Source organism: Bacillus sp. K2I17, assembly GCF_002209985.1.
Taxonomy (GTDB): Bacteria; Bacillota; Bacilli; order Bacillales; family Bacillaceae_G; genus Bacillus_A; species Bacillus_A wiedmannii.
On sequence record NZ_NJGF01000014.1, the window covers coordinates 37,284 to 54,946 of the forward strand.

17 protein-coding genes, 1 pseudogene and 1 riboswitch are annotated in these 17,663 nt (G+C 34.8%); of the genes and pseudogenes, 7 read left to right on the forward strand and 11 right to left on the reverse strand.

All coding sequences use genetic code 11. From position 1 onward, the window contains the following. Position 1: 1 nt before the first annotated feature. Positions 2–1,087 (reverse strand): fatty acid desaturase family protein, encoded by a 1,086-nt coding sequence (locus CER22_RS17145; RefSeq protein WP_064477210.1) that lies wholly within the window; start codon positions 1,085–1,087, stop codon positions 2–4. A 580-nt stretch (positions 1,088–1,667) separates the two neighbouring features. Here CER22_RS17145 and CER22_RS17150 point away from each other — a divergent pair. Together CER22_RS17150 and CER22_RS17155 are read left to right on the forward strand one after the other, a co-directional pair. Next, positions 1,668–3,194 (forward strand): FAD-dependent oxidoreductase, encoded by a 1,527-nt coding sequence (locus tag CER22_RS17150; RefSeq protein ID WP_088609250.1) that lies wholly within the window; start codon positions 1,668–1,670, stop codon positions 3,192–3,194. A gap of 142 nt (positions 3,195–3,336) precedes the next feature. Next, positions 3,337–4,638 (forward strand): MFS transporter, encoded by a 1,302-nt coding sequence (locus tag CER22_RS17155; RefSeq protein WP_088609251.1) that lies wholly within the window; start codon positions 3,337–3,339, stop codon positions 4,636–4,638. 15 nt (positions 4,639–4,653) lie between these two features. Here the strand turns inward: CER22_RS17155 and CER22_RS17160 are convergent, their stop codons facing one another. Together CER22_RS17160 and CER22_RS17165 are read right to left on the reverse strand one after the other, a co-directional pair. Next, positions 4,654–5,436 (reverse strand): nucleotidyltransferase domain-containing protein, encoded by a 783-nt coding sequence (locus tag CER22_RS17160; protein WP_088609252.1) that lies wholly within the window; start codon positions 5,434–5,436, stop codon positions 4,654–4,656. 121 nt (positions 5,437–5,557) lie between these two features. Continuing rightward, the gene (locus CER22_RS17165) at positions 5,558–6,667 is read right to left on the reverse strand and encodes a PRK06851 family protein (protein ID WP_048541970.1); all 1,110 of its coding nucleotides are present in this window, start codon (positions 6,665–6,667) and stop codon (positions 5,558–5,560) included. Positions 6,668–6,816: 149 nt separating this feature from the next. Beyond that, positions 6,817–6,929: riboswitch (SAM riboswitch) on the forward strand. Positions 6,930–7,013: 84 nt separating this feature from the next. On the opposite strand from CER22_RS17165, the gene CER22_RS17170 reads away from it, so the two are divergent. Next, complete coding sequence (locus CER22_RS17170) at positions 7,014–7,646, forward strand: cyclase family protein (RefSeq protein ID WP_046958871.1); 633 nt, start codon at positions 7,014–7,016, stop codon at positions 7,644–7,646. A gap of 27 nt (positions 7,647–7,673) precedes the next feature. Here CER22_RS17170 and CER22_RS17175 read toward each other — a convergent pair whose 3' ends face one another. The 7 genes and pseudogenes from CER22_RS17175 to CER22_RS17210 form a co-directional block, all read right to left on the reverse strand. Continuing rightward, positions 7,674–8,054: a hypothetical protein gene (locus CER22_RS17175; protein WP_000424111.1), complete on the reverse strand. Its 381-nt coding sequence runs from the start codon at positions 8,052–8,054 to the stop codon at positions 7,674–7,676. A gap of 178 nt (positions 8,055–8,232) precedes the next feature. Next, a pseudogene (locus CER22_RS17180) lies at positions 8,233–8,439 on the reverse strand (ATP-binding protein); the annotation flags it as partial. 209 nt (positions 8,440–8,648) lie between these two features. Next, positions 8,649–9,914, reverse strand: coding sequence for an S-adenosylmethionine decarboxylase related protein (locus CER22_RS17185; protein ID WP_088061581.1), 1,266 nt, complete (start codon positions 9,912–9,914; stop codon positions 8,649–8,651). A gap of 236 nt (positions 9,915–10,150) precedes the next feature. Further along, a complete protein-coding gene (locus tag CER22_RS17190) occupies positions 10,151–10,819 on the reverse strand; it encodes a hypothetical protein (RefSeq protein ID WP_001004279.1) in 669 nt (222 codons plus the stop codon). Positions 10,820–10,982: 163 nt separating this feature from the next. Next, entirely contained in the window at positions 10,983–11,432 is a 450-nt protein-coding gene (locus tag CER22_RS17200) for a spore coat protein (protein ID WP_088061577.1), read from the reverse strand. 20 nt (positions 11,433–11,452) lie between these two features. Then, positions 11,453–11,977: a spore coat protein gene (locus CER22_RS17205; RefSeq protein ID WP_088061576.1), complete on the reverse strand. Its 525-nt coding sequence runs from the start codon at positions 11,975–11,977 to the stop codon at positions 11,453–11,455. 235 nt (positions 11,978–12,212) lie between these two features. Beyond that, the gene (locus CER22_RS17210; RefSeq protein WP_002006755.1) at positions 12,213–12,452 is read right to left on the reverse strand and encodes a helix-turn-helix domain-containing protein; all 240 of its coding nucleotides are present in this window, start codon (positions 12,450–12,452) and stop codon (positions 12,213–12,215) included. A 179-nt stretch (positions 12,453–12,631) separates the two neighbouring features. Between CER22_RS17210 and CER22_RS17215 the strand changes: the two genes are divergently transcribed. Then, positions 12,632–13,000, forward strand: coding sequence for a hypothetical protein (locus CER22_RS17215; RefSeq protein WP_046953739.1), 369 nt, complete (start codon positions 12,632–12,634; stop codon positions 12,998–13,000). 258 nt (positions 13,001–13,258) lie between these two features. Here the strand turns inward: CER22_RS17215 and CER22_RS17225 are convergent, their stop codons facing one another. Beyond that, positions 13,259–14,308 (reverse strand): NAD(P)/FAD-dependent oxidoreductase, encoded by a 1,050-nt coding sequence (locus CER22_RS17225; protein ID WP_088609254.1) that lies wholly within the window; start codon positions 14,306–14,308, stop codon positions 13,259–13,261. Between the two features lie 331 nt (positions 14,309–14,639). On the opposite strand from CER22_RS17225, the gene CER22_RS17235 reads away from it, so the two are divergent. The 3 genes from CER22_RS17235 to CER22_RS17245 are packed head-to-tail and all read left to right on the forward strand — an operon-like array spanning position 14,640 to position 17,650. Continuing rightward, complete coding sequence (locus CER22_RS17235) at positions 14,640–15,557, forward strand: iron-hydroxamate ABC transporter substrate-binding protein (protein ID WP_000732569.1); 918 nt, start codon at positions 14,640–14,642, stop codon at positions 15,555–15,557. Positions 15,558–15,605: 48 nt separating this feature from the next. Further along, positions 15,606–16,646, forward strand: a complete 1,041-nt coding sequence (locus CER22_RS17240; RefSeq protein WP_142293504.1) for a FecCD family ABC transporter permease — start codon at positions 15,606–15,608, stop codon at positions 16,644–16,646. Continuing rightward, positions 16,643–17,650 (forward strand): FecCD family ABC transporter permease, encoded by a 1,008-nt coding sequence (locus tag CER22_RS17245; RefSeq protein ID WP_088061572.1) that lies wholly within the window; start codon positions 16,643–16,645, stop codon positions 17,648–17,650. The genes CER22_RS17240 and CER22_RS17245 overlap by 4 nt, the downstream gene beginning before the upstream one ends. The last annotated feature ends 13 nt before the right edge of the window (positions 17,651–17,663 follow it).

Here is a 17,663-nt window from a genome sequence, read left to right on the forward strand (position 1 = left end):
TTTATTGATTTACTTTTTTAATACTCTCTTCTTCCTCTATATGTTCCTCACGATATGAAATATTATGAGGATCTAGTCCATTTCCTAAAGAACCATAGAAATGCTCTCTATGCGGATCCACTAATTCACTTCCTTGATAATACACACGTGGTGTATTCCATAGCGCTGCCAAAGCTTTTGTCATTGGCATCTCATGATAGCGTTCCGGCCACATTTCTTTAATTTTCTCTTTTACTAACGGATAGTATTTAGAGCTCATAGCAGGGAACAAATGGTGTTCTGTATGATATGAGAAATTGAAATGTAAAACGTCTACCCAGCGCGGCACTGTTACTGATAAACAGTTCGCTAACGGATCATTTACTGGAACAATTGGATTTAAGCGATGATTTGTTGCGATATATGCCATTACAATAAAGTTAGCAATTAACAATGGAATTACATATGCAAATAACCATTTTCCAGGTCCCATAATAAACAATAAACTAATCCAAACAGTCCAAGGCAAAAGAAGTTGAAGCCATACAGATTTTTGATTGGATGACTTAAATTCCTTTATAAAATGAAAGAACATTCGAGTCGAATGTAACGTAAATTGAATGGTTAGTGACAGAAAACTAAAGAATGAACGAACATGAAGAGGCATGCGATATACCCACCTTAAAAACTTACTCTTTTTCAGTTTCTCAAGTGTAGGCCATGCATCTGGATCATTTTCTTCATGTTGTGTATGAACATGATGCGTTGCATTATGCCACTTTCTCCAAAGCTTCGGGCCAGTTGATAATGGCATAAATGCTATCGCGCCTAAAAAATCACGAAGCCATGCTTTTCTTACAACAGTTCCATGTAAAATTTCATGTCCTAAAAATCCAAGTGAAGCAAAACATAATCCAAGAACAATCGCAATTCCTAGATTCGCCCACACATTCAATTCAAATACACCAATCGATATTAACCCCGCCAATGCCACAAGCAAATAAGCCAGTCCACCAAATAAACGTGTAGGAACTGGTTTAAATGCTTTTTTCGGCAAATGTGGTGATACACGTGCTGCATACCACCCAAACGTATGAAGCTCCTTCATCCTTTTGCCCCTTTCTTATGCCGCGTCTTGCGCAATTTACATATATCAATTCTTGCTTCCAGATTGATTTTACTAGCTGATTAAAAAGCATCTATGTATAAGGAAAATATACTCACTCTATCGTCACTTATCTTTTCGCTTTTATTATCAATGAAAAACATTTCTCTTTTTACTCTCTATCAACCTTTCCACATGATGAATCATATCAATAGAATTTCCATATTGTCAACAACTTTTATGACCTAGTAATAAAAGTTGGTTATATTTTTATAATCATACTTTATTCCACTAAAGAAAAAACATAGATTTTATAAGGTTTTACCCATTATGCATATATATATGCTGACATACTATAGACTCTATCTTATTCAAGAACTCTCTGTGTAAACAACAAATAAACTCACCTGAATCTAGCTTTGCACAACTCCTATCTCTTCATACCGACAACACCAAAATTATATTAAAATAATTTTATCTTTCTTTTAATAAAAATAGGCTCTCTCTAAAACGGCACACATGAATTTCATATCTTATGGAAATATTAAAAGGAAAATTGTTCTAAAATCGGGAGGTTTCTATAATGACAAGCGATACATTTCCACAATTCCCATTATCTTATTGGATTGAATCTACTCAAATCCCTGCTTTTCCCCCTTTATCTGAAAATATAAAGACAAAAGTTGCCGTTATCGGTGCCGGTATTACAGGTATTACTACTGCCTATTTACTTGCGAAAGAAGGCATCGATGTTGTTTTAATTGATTCTGGTCTTATTTTAAATGGAACGACTGGGCATACAACAGCAAAGGTAACAGCACAACACGATCTTATTTATGATGAATTAATAAATCATTTTGGTTTGGAAAAAGCGAGGCTTTACTATGAATCAAATAATCATGCTCTACAATTTATAAATGAGACGGTGAAAACATATAAAATCGACTGTAATTTCTCAAATGAAGATTCATATTTATATACAACTACTGATAATGGATTAAGAAGTTTATCAAAAGAATATGAAGCCTATCAAAAATTAAATATACCTTGTGACTATGTTCAATCTCTATCGATTCCGATTCCAGTACAATCTGCACTTGTCATGAAAAACCAAGGACAATTCCATCCCCTCCTTTATTTGAAAACACTTTTAGAAAAGTTTGTAGAGATGGGTGGAAAAGTTTATGAACAAACAACAGCTATTGATGTGGAAAAGGGTGATTATCCACAAATCATTACAAAGAGCGGACATCGCATCACTTGTGAATATGTTGTCTCTTGTTCACATTTTCCTTTTTATGATGCGAATAGCTTTTTCTTTACACGAATGTACGCAGAACGCTCTTATGCTCTTGCCATTAAAGCAAAAACAGATTATCCAGGTGGCATGTATTTAAGTATTGATGATCCAAAACGCTCCTTACGCTATACAACAAACAATGGAGAACAATTAATTTTAATTGGCGGAGAAAGTCATAAAACAGGACAAGGAATAAACACGATGCTTCATTACGAAGCACTGTATTCTTTTGCGGAAGCAACGTTTGGAGTAGATGAAGTTCCCTATAGATGGTCAGCACAAGATTTAATCACGCTAGATAAGCTTCCTTATATCGGACATATTAACGAAAGAAATCCAAATATATTTGTTGCAACTGGATATCGTAAATGGGGAATGACAACTGGAACTGCTGCCGCTCATTTACTGAAGGACTCCATTCTAAAAGTCCATAATCCCTATAAGGAACTGTATGCACCATCACGCTTCCATGCAAATCCAGATATAAAAACATTCCTCTCCCAGAACATTGATGTTGCGAAACATTTAATTGAAGGAAAGATTGAAACCGCATTACGTAAGCCAGAAGATCTCGAAGTTGGTGAAGGATCTGTCGTACATGTTAATGGGAAACGAGCAGGTGCTTATAAGGACAAAGATGGGAAATTACATATTGTCGATACAACTTGTACACATCTCGGCTGCGAAGTTGAATGGAATAATGGTGATTGTACTTGGGACTGCCCTTGCCATGGTTCCCGCTTTTCAATTGAGGGAGATGTTATAGAAGGTCCAGCAGATCAACCGTTAAAACGAGTTGATCATGAGTAAACAAATAAAGAAGTTCAACAGGATTCCTGTTGAACTTCTTTATTTGTTATAAAACCTTTTCAGATAAACTTCGACATAAGAAGGGAAATATTAACATCAAATAAAATAATATATTTATCTATAAATAAAAGGAGGGAATACTATGCAAACTTCAGCTCCACCTCATCTAGAATCTACAAAAACTATCTTTTCAAGCTCTATTACAAAACTTGTTGTTTTTATTTGTTGGCTAGCCATTCTAGCTGATGGATATGATTTAGGTATTTACGGTGCCGTTCTGCCAAAGCTCCTAGAAGACAAAAGCTGGGCACTTTCACCGGCACACGCTGGTACAATTGCTAGCTATGCTTTATTTGGGATGTTTATTGGCGCTATTCTAGTTGGAACCATTACAGATCTAATTGGACGAAAATGGACGCTTATATGCTGTTTAGCACTTTTCTCCATCACAATGGGCCTTGCTGCACTTGCTCCTTCCCCTGAATTATTTGGTTTATCTCGATTTATCGGAGGAATCGGATTAGGCGGTGTTATTCCAACAGCTTCAGCACTTACTGTTGAATATTCACCAAAAAAGCGACAATCTTTTATTTATGCTCTTATGTTTACTGGCTATCCTTTAGGTATCGTGTTAGGTGCTATTTTGTCTATGTTTATGTTAGAAGATTTCGGATGGAGAATTATGTTTGGCATCGGAATGATTCCACTACTCCTCATTCCTTTCATCATTCGTTATTTACCTGAATCCATTCAATTTTTGTTATCACGTAATCGACAAGAAGAAGTGGAACAAATCCTTAATCGTTTTCAAATTGAATTCCATGCAAAAGAGGAAACTCATCAAGCCCCACCTAATATACGAAAGAAAAATGGATTTCTTACGTTATTCTCAAAAGAGTACATAAAAGCGACGCTGCTTTTTTGGATTACTTATATAATGGGAATGTTTTTAATATACGGTTTAAACACTTGGTTACCGCAGATGATGCGCCAAGCAGGATACCCTCTTGGATCTAGTCTATCATTTTTACTTATGCTAAATATTACTGCCGCTATCGGTGCATTGTTTGCTGGAGCAATCGCGGATCGTATAGGGGCTAAAATTGTTATTAGCATCTCCTATCTTATGGCAGCTATATGTATTGGACTATTAACAATTAAACCATCTGTTACAATCATTTATCTTTTAATCGGCCTTGCTGGAATTGGATCAGTCGGTATTACTCAAATATTAAATGCATATGTAACACAATACTTCCCATCCCATATCCGAGCTACCTCCTTAGGCTGGGGACTTGGACTTGGCCGAGTTGGTGCGATTGCTGGTCCTATTCTTGTCGGTATTATTATGACAATGCAATATGACTTAGCATGGAATTTTTACTTATTCTCATTCGCGGGTCTTCTTGCAGCTATATCTGTTTTCTTTATTCCTACAAAATAAAAAAAGAGCACAAACTCACTTGTGCTCTTTTTCATATACTTCAAACAACATATCTCGAAACAATGTATTTAAACTCTCAATATCGATTCCTGATCCCTTTTCAATTCCTTTTACATATTGCTGATAGTAATGAATTTGTTCTTCTAAAAATTGATTCAACACCTCAATTTTTAATCCAACATCTAATTCAGTACCTGCCTTTTTCTTTATTAACAACTGTTCAATTTCATCTAATACGCTACGTTCTAACGATAATTCTGTAATCAATCGATCGAATTCTACAGGTGGTAAAGTTGTTTTCTCCTCTAGCCACTTACAAGCTAAAATCGGACGCAATACATAAAAGTATTTTTTCAATTTTACGTCCTCACCTTGCAAAAATTCACGATAATTTTTTGAAGCCATATGTAAGTAATGATATATCGTTGCTTTTGGATCAAAGTGCTTATCACTCATTTGCTGAAGCTGTTCTGGAAAATGAGAGTTTTTCGAATAGAAAATCGGTGATCGAATCCATTCGAGTAAAGCTGGGTTTGACTTTGCGAATAACTGTAACGCCTTTTTAATATCCCACCCGCTTATATCTAAATCATCACTAATCGGATACTCAATTACATCTCGTTTATCATGAATTGATAAATACCACTCTACCGGATGCATATAAACAAATCTAACATCATAATCACTATCTTTCGATGGAAATCCCCAAGCACGACTCCCTGATTCCACTGCAAATAAAATTTTCACATCATTCTCTTGTTCAATTCTTGCTAACTCCACTCTAATTTTCTCTCTCATTTCATACCCTCTCCATTTTTTGATTATTTCCTTGGAAATTCGACAAATATACTCCTAATTTTACTACATACTAAAATAGCTGTCAGAAAATTCCCGACAGCCTACCAAAATCCTTTATTTTTTACTTGTTCTTTTCTTTTACACTAACCGCAATTCGTTCAAACTCTTTTTGAATCTCCTCTTTATATGCATCTACTTTTGAAAAATCCATAGCAGCAATATATATTCGTTCTAATTTATCACGAACTGATTTCGCTTTCGCTAAGAAAGACATCGCCTCATTCATTTTTGCTTTATATTGAATCGACACGTCACGAATTTCTGTCGCATACTTCTCATCTGTCCCTGGTGTCACAATCAAGGCATACATATCTATAATTTCATCACCTTCGCGGCTCGGAAAATATTCATGTGGTGCGGTGCTATCAAAAATTGCAAACCCTAATTCTCTTACGATAACCATATCAAGACTATTTGGATCAAATCCACAATGATATACTTCAACTTCAAATCCTTTTTCTTCTGCTGCCTTAGCTAATTTTTTAAGCATTGTTGATTTCCCAGATCCTGGGCGTCCTTTTATAAAATAACGATGTGGTAATCCCTCTGTTAAATTAGGAACAAAATCAACTGCTCCTTTCGGTGTAGCTGCCCCTAAAAACCGATGTTTCACAAGCGATTGTTTCCCGCCTTTATCTGTAAATAACTTCTGAATCAGCTGATCGGTTAGTTCATTTGCTTTATTAAAATCAATATTATTAATATATATTTTCTCCCACTCGTCATGTATAACTAGTGCCTCGTTAAAACAAGCGTAAGCAGTTTGAAAAGCCTTGCTTGCTTCTGAAACAAATCGTTCAATTTCCACCTTCTGCTTTCTTAATTTATCTGAGTCCCAAGCAACCCCTAAATTAATATACTCTTCGACAACTCCTGGCATTTTCGGCTCAATAACATGCGGTGATGTTCCATCAACAATTCCTACTTTTAACTTCGGGATAATTACACCATCAACCGATTTATTATCAGAAGAGCAGTGTAAAAATTCAATATCATATCCTTTTTCAACCCACTCGCGACCTATTGCTTTGATTAAAGAAGATTTCCCGGTTCCAGGACCACCCTTTAAAATAAATAACCTGTTTAGCCCTTTTAAATTCTCATCGTATAAATTATGAAATCCTCTAGCTGTATTTCCACCAGCGTAATAATTCAATACATTCCCTGTCACTGCACTCACTCCTTCGCAGCATTCTATTTACATAAGCTACAATATGCGAGCAACTTTATTTGGGTGAATACCTATTTTGTATTGCACGAAAAAAGGAAATGAATTACAATTTAAAAGTAGTGAATATTCAGAAACGAAAACTTAATATGTCTTTATCAAGAGAGGCAGAGGGACCGGCCCTTTGACGCCCAGCAACCTCAGTTTATACAAACTGAATAGGTGCTAATTCCTGCAAAATGCATTGCATTTTGAAAGATAAAACGTAACTATTGTGTACAAAACTCATCTTTCTTGATTATGAAAGGTGAGTTTTTTTATTTCAAAACATATATTGGAGGTATTTAAAATGAAAGTAATTGACCTATCACAAACATTTGAAAACAATATGTCCCAATTCCCTGGAACACCAAAAATCAATTTAGGAGCCATTACAAGCGTTGAAGAGACAGGCTATCAAGTTACAGATTTTCATTCTGTCGTTCATGTTGGCACGCATTGTGATGCTCCTGCTCATTTCATTTCAGGCGCAACGACTATTGATCAATTACCCCTAGATCAATTTGTAGGCGAAGCTGTTCTTATTGATGTAACTCATGTACAAGAACGAAAACTACCTAAAGAAGTATTACACAACGCTGACATAAAAGAAGGTGATATTGTCATTTTCCATTCCAATCTATCTACGAAATGGAATACAGAAGCATATGAGAAAGAAGCTTTTTATCTTTCTGAAGAATTAGCTGAAGAACTAGTTCAATTAAAAGTAAAATCTGTCGGTTTAGATTTCATCTCTCCTGATGAGGTAACGACAGAAACATCGCCAATTCATCACATACTACTTGGGAATAATATTTATTTAATCGAAAACTTAACAAACTTAGATGCAATTAACACGAAACGTTTCTTTTTCTCAGCGGCACCTTTAAAAATTAAAGATAGCGACGGTGCTTTCGCAAGGGCATTCGCTGTAATTTTTTAAACAAACTATACAAAAAAGCAAAGATCATCATTGACCTTTGCTTCTATTTTTTTTATTTAAACTAAGAAAGAATTGCTCAACACGAGGACGTAACCAAGCTAAATAATCTTTCTCTTTCTTCTTTGTACAAGCTATTTCTTCGCCATCTACCATTCCGACAAGCTCTAGCTCTAACAGTTGCCTCGTAAATGCTAACATATTTATTTCTTCGTCTGGATACTCTTCTTTTAATTTCTCCTCAATTTCCCCCAATAAAAAACCGTCACGCATCATTGCCAATGCATCAATCCAAAGTGGCGGCATTTCATATTTTTCTCCTGTAATTGTATCTTTTACAATATAATTCTTTTGCTCTTTTCGAAATTGAATCGTGTGTAAACATACAGTCGAATTTAATGTTAATTCCATCATACCACCTCTTTCATAATATCTGCATAGAAAAAAGGATGCGCGTGCACCCCTTCTTTCTCTAACACTACCGAACCGTTACATGAATAATAAATCTCATGTCGATATTTTCCTCCATTATAAACGAAGTATTTTATAAAAAAAACCCTTCTTGAAACATTTTATAAAATGTTTATATTTACACAACAAGAACACTTTTCTGAAAAATATTTTTCTCTAGCACATTATGCTGTCGGTAAAAAATTTCCTCTTTCGTTCCTATTCCCATGCTACTTTGAATCGCGATACTTCCTTGATGTTCCTCAATGATTTTATATGTAATCATTAACCCCAGTCCCGTACCATTCTCCTTTGTTTTGTAAAAATCTTTACCGATTTTCTCTAACAAATCCGTTAATTTTTTTAAATACTTTTAAAGCTTCTCTTTCCTCATATATCAAGCTTTTAAATTTGTTCATATAAATACTCCTCATACTCAATACAAAAGCTCTACATATTATCTCCTTAAATTATAAGTATGAAATTGCTTTCAGGGTAAGATGTAACCTTATCATACGAAAAGGAAGGAGATTTCCCCTTCCTTTTCGTCACAACTTATATCCATCTTACCCGATCATGTAGCAATCCATCCGTAAAGTCATTTCCGCCCACTACAAAATCCTTCATATATAAATTCAAATATTCTCCGTACTTACTCTCTGTATTTAATAATAATTCCTCTACATAATAGGCACCTTGTTTAAAGTTATCGAACAGTAAACTACACAAGCCAGCATAAATTCCGCATCCTACTTGGAAGTAAGTCGCATTCGTTTTATATTTATGAAAAACTTGACTGCTATTCATCACGTTATACATATATGTCTCACTATTTTCATAAACGAGTAATACACCTACTAGATCCTCGCCGGCAATCTCTTCTTCGGCTGGATTAAATACTTTACGATTCCAACTCCATAAATCTTCTACTTGATCTAAGTTCTGTCTAATTACATTAGTCGTATACTCATTAATTCGGTAAAGAAAACCCACTTCCATATTGAAGTTTTTTCCTAAAATTAAAACTTCCTCATGTGGCATTAAACAGCCATAAAACTCTTTCTCTCCTAACTTTACTTTATACTCTGAAGCATATACATCTTCATAAAAATAAAGAGGACGATGATGACTCATATACATCGGATAACTCCATATCGCTTCATCTAAAAATCGCTCTACTGCCCATGAAGCATAAAGTGTATGAGGCTTTATAAGTGCTGTATCATTTAAAAATGACGTATCATGTTCTACTATATAACATGCTCTTGGCTTTTCCTTTGGACGTTCCTTCATAAGTTCAACAACCATCCATTGAACAACACCTGGATTCATACCTGAGCCTATAATTGCTTTTGTATTTGTAAATTTCTCTTTCTCCTTCTCAAACCTCGTATATCTTTCCGTAAGCTGAAAACCGATTAAACTATCGTCCTGATCTACTTCCTCATTTTCCAAAGCTGAATTAATATAACAAATTCCAAGTTCATTACAACAACTTAATACTCTGATTGTATCTGCCCCTGAAACATCAATAACAACACCCGTGCTTTTTTCTTTCAAATGTTGTTTGAATTTCACTACATCTTGAAGGTCAATTTCATATAAAAACAATTGATCTTTCAAATTTGGAAACAACTCACCATAATAAGCCCTATCTTTTTGTTTTATGTCAACCAAATGAAATGTAACATTCTTTATCGCTTCATAAATCGGGTCTTTTTCATTTGCTATCGCTTGATTTAAAATTGCTAAAACTGCTTTTGCTGCTCCACCAGCACTACCAAGTAATGTAATCGATAACGAATTTGGAAACTGCTCCACAAACAAAACCCCTTTAATATATTAGTTGAGCAGTTCTCCCACAAAAAAATAAATTGAATATATAAAAAATGGCTCGTACATATTTTTTATAATTTTGCACAAGATTTCCTCTTCAAAGGTCACACTAACACATTTATATTCAATTCATTTTCCCTCTCATATTCAAATCGAGCTAAACAAATAGGCTCGACCTTTTCTTCTGCATATAAAAGAAAAAGCCAGCCCTTTCAACTAGATTACGGACAATGGACAGATTTCACATGTTGAATATTCACATACATTTTTGCATCACGTGCTTTTAATATTTCAATATGCCCTTCATCAATCTTTGCCATCTTTCCGATTTTATTAGATTCCTCACCTAAATCGAACACCATGATTTTGCCGGACATTTTAATAAGCTGTTCTTCGAATGTTCTAGCTAACGTAATATTTAATGGATTCACGGGGAGTTCATTTTTATTGAGGGCGTACGGGACTTGGTTTTCTTTATACGGAATTAACCATTTCAAATGCTTTAAAGATATATATACTGTTTTATAAACTGGGCTATAAAAAACAATATAATCGTTCATTACACTTGTAACATAACCATGTATTGGAGCATTTCCTGCTACATAAACCTCTGTAAAAATCCCTTTAGAAGTGCTTAATACTTTTCTTAAAGAAATAGAAGGCGATTCCCTCTTAATTACAGAGTCAACATCTGGTTTTGATATTTCCTCATCATATGGTCTTAAAAATTTATAATATTGTACATGGTATAAAGATATATATACGTAGTCTTGTCCATTGTAAAGAACAACAATATCATTTCCTACGTCTATTAATACACCTTTAAATCTTTTTTCACCGATTAGTTTAACATATATATTTTCTCCAATACTTTTGTTTAACTCATTCATCTATATCCTCCTTCCTATAAATTTTTTGCTTTCCTATTCTCCATTCAAAAAAATAATCAGGGGCAATGTTCCGTCTTAATAGTAAAGACTTCCTTTTCATACTATCCGAAATAAGAAATCGTTCTTCACCTTCAACCATAATGCCCCTCTTATTTATCAAACATTATTCTTCTTCATTCTTTTTACATTTCACTACTTGGCTCACACTCTTAATATGAGACTTAATTACATAAATAACTTCATCGCAGTTTACTAGTGTAATACAGTCATGGTGTACCTCACTTAACAAACCTTCTACACATTCTGGACCGCCACGATTAATCTTTACCCACTTATACTTCAAGTCACGTAATACATCGACAAAAGTATCATCATCAGAGCAGAAACTTGAAACATAGCAATCGCCACATTTACTTTCTTTCACTTTCTTAACTAGACTCTTCACATGCTTTAGTTGGTAATATACTAGTTCACCAAGAGGAAGTTGTAATGTAAGGTAATCTCTTCCTAACGATACAAGTACCCCCACTCGACTCTCTGGTCCACGAAGATTTACTTTTACAGTCTCACCGACTAAACACTTAATTTGCTCACAGCATAATATGCTCTCCAATTTCGTATCCCCCTTTCTTATTATCTTCCTCTACTTGATTGTCTTTGTGCACGAGCGCGACCTGAATTATTGCTACTACTTTCCTTACTACTACTATCGTCGCTCTCATCGCTCTCTCCGCATGCTAATGCATTATAGTTAACGCTTTTAATATGCTTTATTGCAACTAATATAATTTCTTCTTTTACGATCAATGTTACGAAATCACACGAAACATCTTGTAAGATGCCTTCTACTTTCTCTGGACCACCGCGATTAATTTTCACCCAGCAATATTTGAAGCTTTGAAGTAGTGCTTCAAAGTCTTCTGCACATGCACAATCTTCCCAATCGCAATCACTTGATCCACAGTCTTTCGCATTTTTTGTAATACTTTTTAGATGACTAAGTTGATAGTAATAAAGCTCACCTTTTTCATTCTGCAATACGAAGTAGTCCGGACATACTGATATTATTGTTCCTTTTTGAGATTCTGGACCACCCCTGTTTACTCTCACAAAAGATCCAATTAAGTCTTTCAAAAAATCACAATGAAATAAACTCACGAGAAAACCCCTTCCATTAATTTATAAGCATTTGCACTGATAGTATATGTATCTGTACAGGTTACGTTCTCTATGTTTGTCCTAGCTAGAAAAAAATATGCTTTTAACATGGTAGACTACTACCTATCAAAATTCGAAGAAATGCTAAACGCTCCTTAGGCTTTTAATATCTTTAAACAAAAAATCCCGTATGAAGATACATTTCTGCATATCTTCATACGGGATTTCCCATAGTTTAATCTTCGTCTTTAACATCCATATCTTCTGGAATTGGTTCATTCAATATATCTTCCACTAATTGCTTATATTTCTCCATTTGTTCTAAATGTGTATTGAATTGTTCTTTATTTAATAAATATTGCTCTCCATCAAATAGTGCACGAATTTTCTTTTGCTGAATTAGCTCTTCAATATACGACTTTGGTAAATTCAAATACTCCGCAGCTTCTTCTACTGTTATATACAACGCGTTCATTCCTTTATTATTTTTTCATATATACTGTATCTTACTTTATTTTTGTAAACAAATAAAAAAGATTTTGTAAATGCAATTTAAAAAGAAGGTGGATGCATTCCATATATTGTATAATAATATAGTAAGGATTTTTTAAATATAGAATGGTATTACCCATTTACACAAAGGAGAGTTAACATATGGCTACTCGTCACATCATTACAATGTTAGAAAAAACATTACAATTTGAAACAGAAAACACAATTTCTCATTTAACTACATCTTTATCTGATCGTATTCTTTCTCAAAGCGCAGCAATACATGAAAACAATTGTTACCATACAATTGGGGAATGGTACAAAAATCATTTTTTATTCCAACAAGATGATTTCCTTTGGGCTAAATACGCTTTCTATGACGCATATTGTGAAGCTATAAAGGAACAAGGACATCTTACAAAACGCGTCCGTCAAATATTAGAATCATTAGCTCGAATGCATGGAAAACAGTACATTGCCTCCATATTAAATATGCCATTTCCTAACGAACGAGCTAAAGGGACAGCATAATGTAATACTGTTCTGCGGCAGTAAAACATAGATTCATTGTTTTCTAGGAAGATTTACAAATAAAACGTTCATATCACATGAACTGATGAAACCGGTGTCATTACAATGATTGAAAATATAGTAAACAGGAAAACCCCCATTTACCTCTCTCGTCACTCGAGAAGAGAAGTAAATGGGGGTTACTTGTTTCTTTATCCCGCTATTAGTGCGCGGCCATACTCAGCTGGGAATAGCCCCACTGATTACAGTTTAACTTTATTATTTCATCATCTGCTTGATCAATTCACGATTTCTCTTCTTAAATACTTCATTATGCGAAGAAACCATTCCGTACTCACTTGCATCTGGTTGAATAAATTGTTTCGCTTTATTTACAGCATTTCCAGCATCTTGGAATGCTCCCGCAATTAAGTGTAATTTCCCTTCGTGCTTTAAAATATCTCCCGCAGCATATAATCCATCTACAGAGGACTCACTATTCGCATTACCTGCAATATAATAATTATCTATAATTGCAACGTCTAACTCACTATTTTCTAATAACGTAATGTCACGTTCATATCCATGGTTAATAATCACTTCATCAATAGGTAAATGTGAAATTTCACTTGTTTCATGATTCGTTAATTCTACATATTCGATCGCTTCATGATTATCACCAGCAATGAGTTTTGTAATCGATGTATTAAAGAAACACTCCGCCGAGCTGTTCAGCAGTTGTTTTACTTGTGCTTCATGACCAGATAATTCTTCTTTTCTATATGTTACATACACTTTTTTCGCAATTGGTTCTAATTCATTTGCCCAATCAACAGCAGAATTTCCTCCGCCGGAAATAATGACCGTCTTACCTTTGAAACGCTTTAAAGATTTCACTGTATAATTTAAATTAGATACTTCAAATCGCTCAGCACCTTCAATTGATAACTTTTGAGGTTTCAATATACCACTTCCAGTTGCGACGATAACTGTTTTTGAAAAATGTTCTTCTCCAGTGCTTGCTTTTAACGTAAAAGTGCCATCTTCGTTACGAATAATCGATTCTACTTTTGTATTTAATACCTCTTCTGGCTTAAATGTTAGCCCTTGCTGTACAAGTTGTTCAATTAATTTATCACCTGTAACTGGCAGCAGCCCTCCTACATCCCAAATCATCTTCTCTGGATAAACATGTATTTTTCCACCTAATTGTGGTTGAAATTCTATTATTTTCGTTTTCATCTCTCTGAGTCCACTATAAAAAGCTGAATAAAGCCCTGCAGGCCCTCCGCCTATCACAGTTACATCAAACAATTCTTCTTGATTCATTCGTGTCACTCCTCAGCTACTAGTCATTGATTATCATTCTCAATAAAATATAACCTGTTTCCGCAAAATTTACAATCAAAATTACTATTGACAATACACCTATATAAAATTATATTATTTAAAGAATCAATAGTGATAATCATTATCATTTTGTTAATAATTAGTAAATTTGAGATTACATCTTCTTTTATTAATATGGTTAATACTATATTTTAGAATCTCATATTCAAGATTTTTAATAAGCATTTTGCATTACCACTACTCTTTCAAAAAGATTGCAGTTAAACAAATTATTATATACAAATATCATCTATGTTAAAGGAGAAAGACAATGAAAAAGTTATTTATTTCACTAACAGTTCTTTTCGTTCTTGTTATGAGCGCTTGTAGCAATGGCTCTACAGACAAAAAGAACGATGCAAAAGGTAGTAAATCAGAAACAATTACATACCAATCTGAAAATGGTAAAGTAGAAGTTCCTGCAAATCCAAAACGTGTTGTTGTTTTATCATCATTCGCTGGTAACGTAATGTCATTAGATGTAAATCTTGTTGGGGTAGATTCATGGTCTAAACAAAACCCACGCTTTGATAGCAAACTTAAAGATGTTGCTGAAGTATCAGATGAAAACGTTGAAAAAATCGCTGAACTAAATCCAGATTTAATCATTGGTTTATCAAATATTAAAAATGTTGATAAGTTAAAGAAGATCGCTCCTACTGTAACGTACACTTACGGAAAAGTTGATTACTTAACACAGCATTTAGAAATCGGTAAATTATTAAACAAAGAAAAAGAAGCAAAAACTTGGGTTGATGACTTCAAGAAACGTGCACAGGACGCTGGTAAAGAAATTAAAGCAAAAATCGGTGAAGATGCAACAGTTTCTGTTGTAGAAAACTTCAACAAACAGCTTTATGTATACGGCGAAAACTGGGGCCGTGGAACAGAAATTCTATACCAAGAAATGAAATTAAAAATGCCTGAAAAAGTAAAAGAAAAAGCATTAAAAGAAGGTTACTACGCATTATCTACTGAAGTATTACCTGAGTTTGCTGGTGATTACTTAATCGTAAGTAAAAACAAAGATACTGATAACTCATTCCAAGAGACAGAATCATATAAAAACATCCCAGCAGTAAAAAATAATCGCGTATACGAAGCAAACATGATGGAATTCTATTTCAATGATCCACTTACATTAGATTTCCAACTAGACTTCTTCAAGAAAAGCTTTCTTGGTAAATAATACAAACATGAGGAATTCTTAATTTAAGAATTCCTCTTCCTTTATTCTATGAACAGAAAAGATGTGAAACGAATGACAAAAGATCACGACAATCCACGTTCTATAGCTTTTACATACAAACTAATTTTGAGCATAATTGCATTCTTTCTTATTTTTATGGTAGCAATGGTATTAGGTGCTGCAGATACTTCAATAAAAGACGTATGGTTAGCACTTACTTCCTCCGCTAAAGGGGACAAAATATCTATTATTCGCGAAATACGTTTGCCACGTGAAGTTGCTGCTATTTTTGTAGGAGCTGGACTTGCTGTTTCTGGAGCAATTATGCAAGGATTAACACGAAATCCACTTGCAGATCCTGGATTATTAGGGCTATCTGGTGGAGCAAATGCTGCGCTTGCACTGACACTTGCTTTCAATCCTTCCATCAGCTATCTTTACTTAACATTTGCTTGCTTTATTGGTGCTGCAATTGGCGCAATTATGGTATTTGGAATTGGTATGGTGAAAAAAGGCGGGCTATCCCCTCTTCGAATTGTATTAGCCGGTGCTGCCGTTTCAGCATTTCTACTCGCAATTTCAGAAGGAGTCGGCATTTACTTCAAAATTTCACAAGATGTATCACTTTGGACTGCTGGGGGCGTAATTGGAACTACTTGGAGCCAATTAAAAATTATTATTCCAGTCATTTCAATTAGTATCTTTATCGCTATCTTACTAGCAAAAAAATTGACAATTCTTAGTTTCAGTGAAGAAGTGGCTATTGGACTAGGTCAAAAAATTATTGTTATTAAAACCATTCTATTTATCATTATTATCTTACTTGCTGGTGCTTCTGTAGCGCTTGTCGGAAATATGGCATTTATCGGTTTAATGGTACCTCACATGGTACGCCCAATTGTCGGTCCAGATTACCGATTTGTTATACCGATGTCAGCAATTGCTGGAGCTTCCTTTATGCTACTTGCAGATACAATCGGACGTACTATTAACGCTCCATACGAAACACCAGTTGCCGCTATTGTCGCAATTGTAGGGCTGCCATTCTTCCTATTCGTTGTACGTAAAGGAGGAAAAACATTCTCATGATGCAATCTATTCTAAGAAAACAACGTCTTATTATACTCGCTTTACTAATACTGACCATCACCACCATTGTAGTTGGAATGGGACTTGGTTCAGCATCTTTATCTTATGATCGACTACTCCCAACATTAATGGGACAGGGGACTTTTAAAGAGGAGTTTGTTTTATACTCTTTAAGACTACCTAGAATTGTTATTACATTATTAGCTGGTATGGCTCTCGCTTTATCAGGGGCTATTCTGCAAGGAATTACTCGAAATGATTTAGCTGAACCTGGTATTCTCGGAATCAACTCTGGGGCCGGTGTTGCTGTTGCTATTTTCTTTTTATACTTTCCAATAGATGTAGGTTCATTCCTTTATTTACTACCTGTCGTTGGATTTATCGGGGCTTTTCTGACAGCTGTTCTAATTTACGTATTTTCATATAGTAAATCAACTGGACTTCAGCCAATACGATTAACATTAACTGGTATCGGTTTTGCATTTGCACTATCTGGAATGATGATTGTCCTTATTTCATCCGCTGATCGTATGAAAGTGGACTTTATTTCAAAATGGATTGCCGGAAATATTTGGGGAGATGACTGGATCTTCGTTTTAGCAATGCTCCCATGGTTAATCGTATTAATTCCGTTCGTTTTCTATAAAGCAAATCGATTAAACATTCTAGCATTAAACGAGCCAGTCGCAATCGGTGTTGGAATTGAAATTGAAAAAGAACGCAGATACTTATTAGTTGCAGCCGTTGCGCTTGCAGCTGCAGCTGTTTCCGTAACAGGAGGAATTAGCTTTATCGGACTAATGGCTCCTCATATCGCGAAATCTTTAGTAGGTCCAAGACATCAAATTTTCATGCCTATCGCCGTTTTAATCGGCGGATGGCTATTGCTATTAGCAGACACAATCGGACGAAACATCGTTGATCCTAATGGCATCCCAGCAGGTATTGTCGTTGCTTTAATTGGTGCTCCTTACTTTATGTATTTGTTGCTTAAGAAGGCATAGAAACACCCTCAAG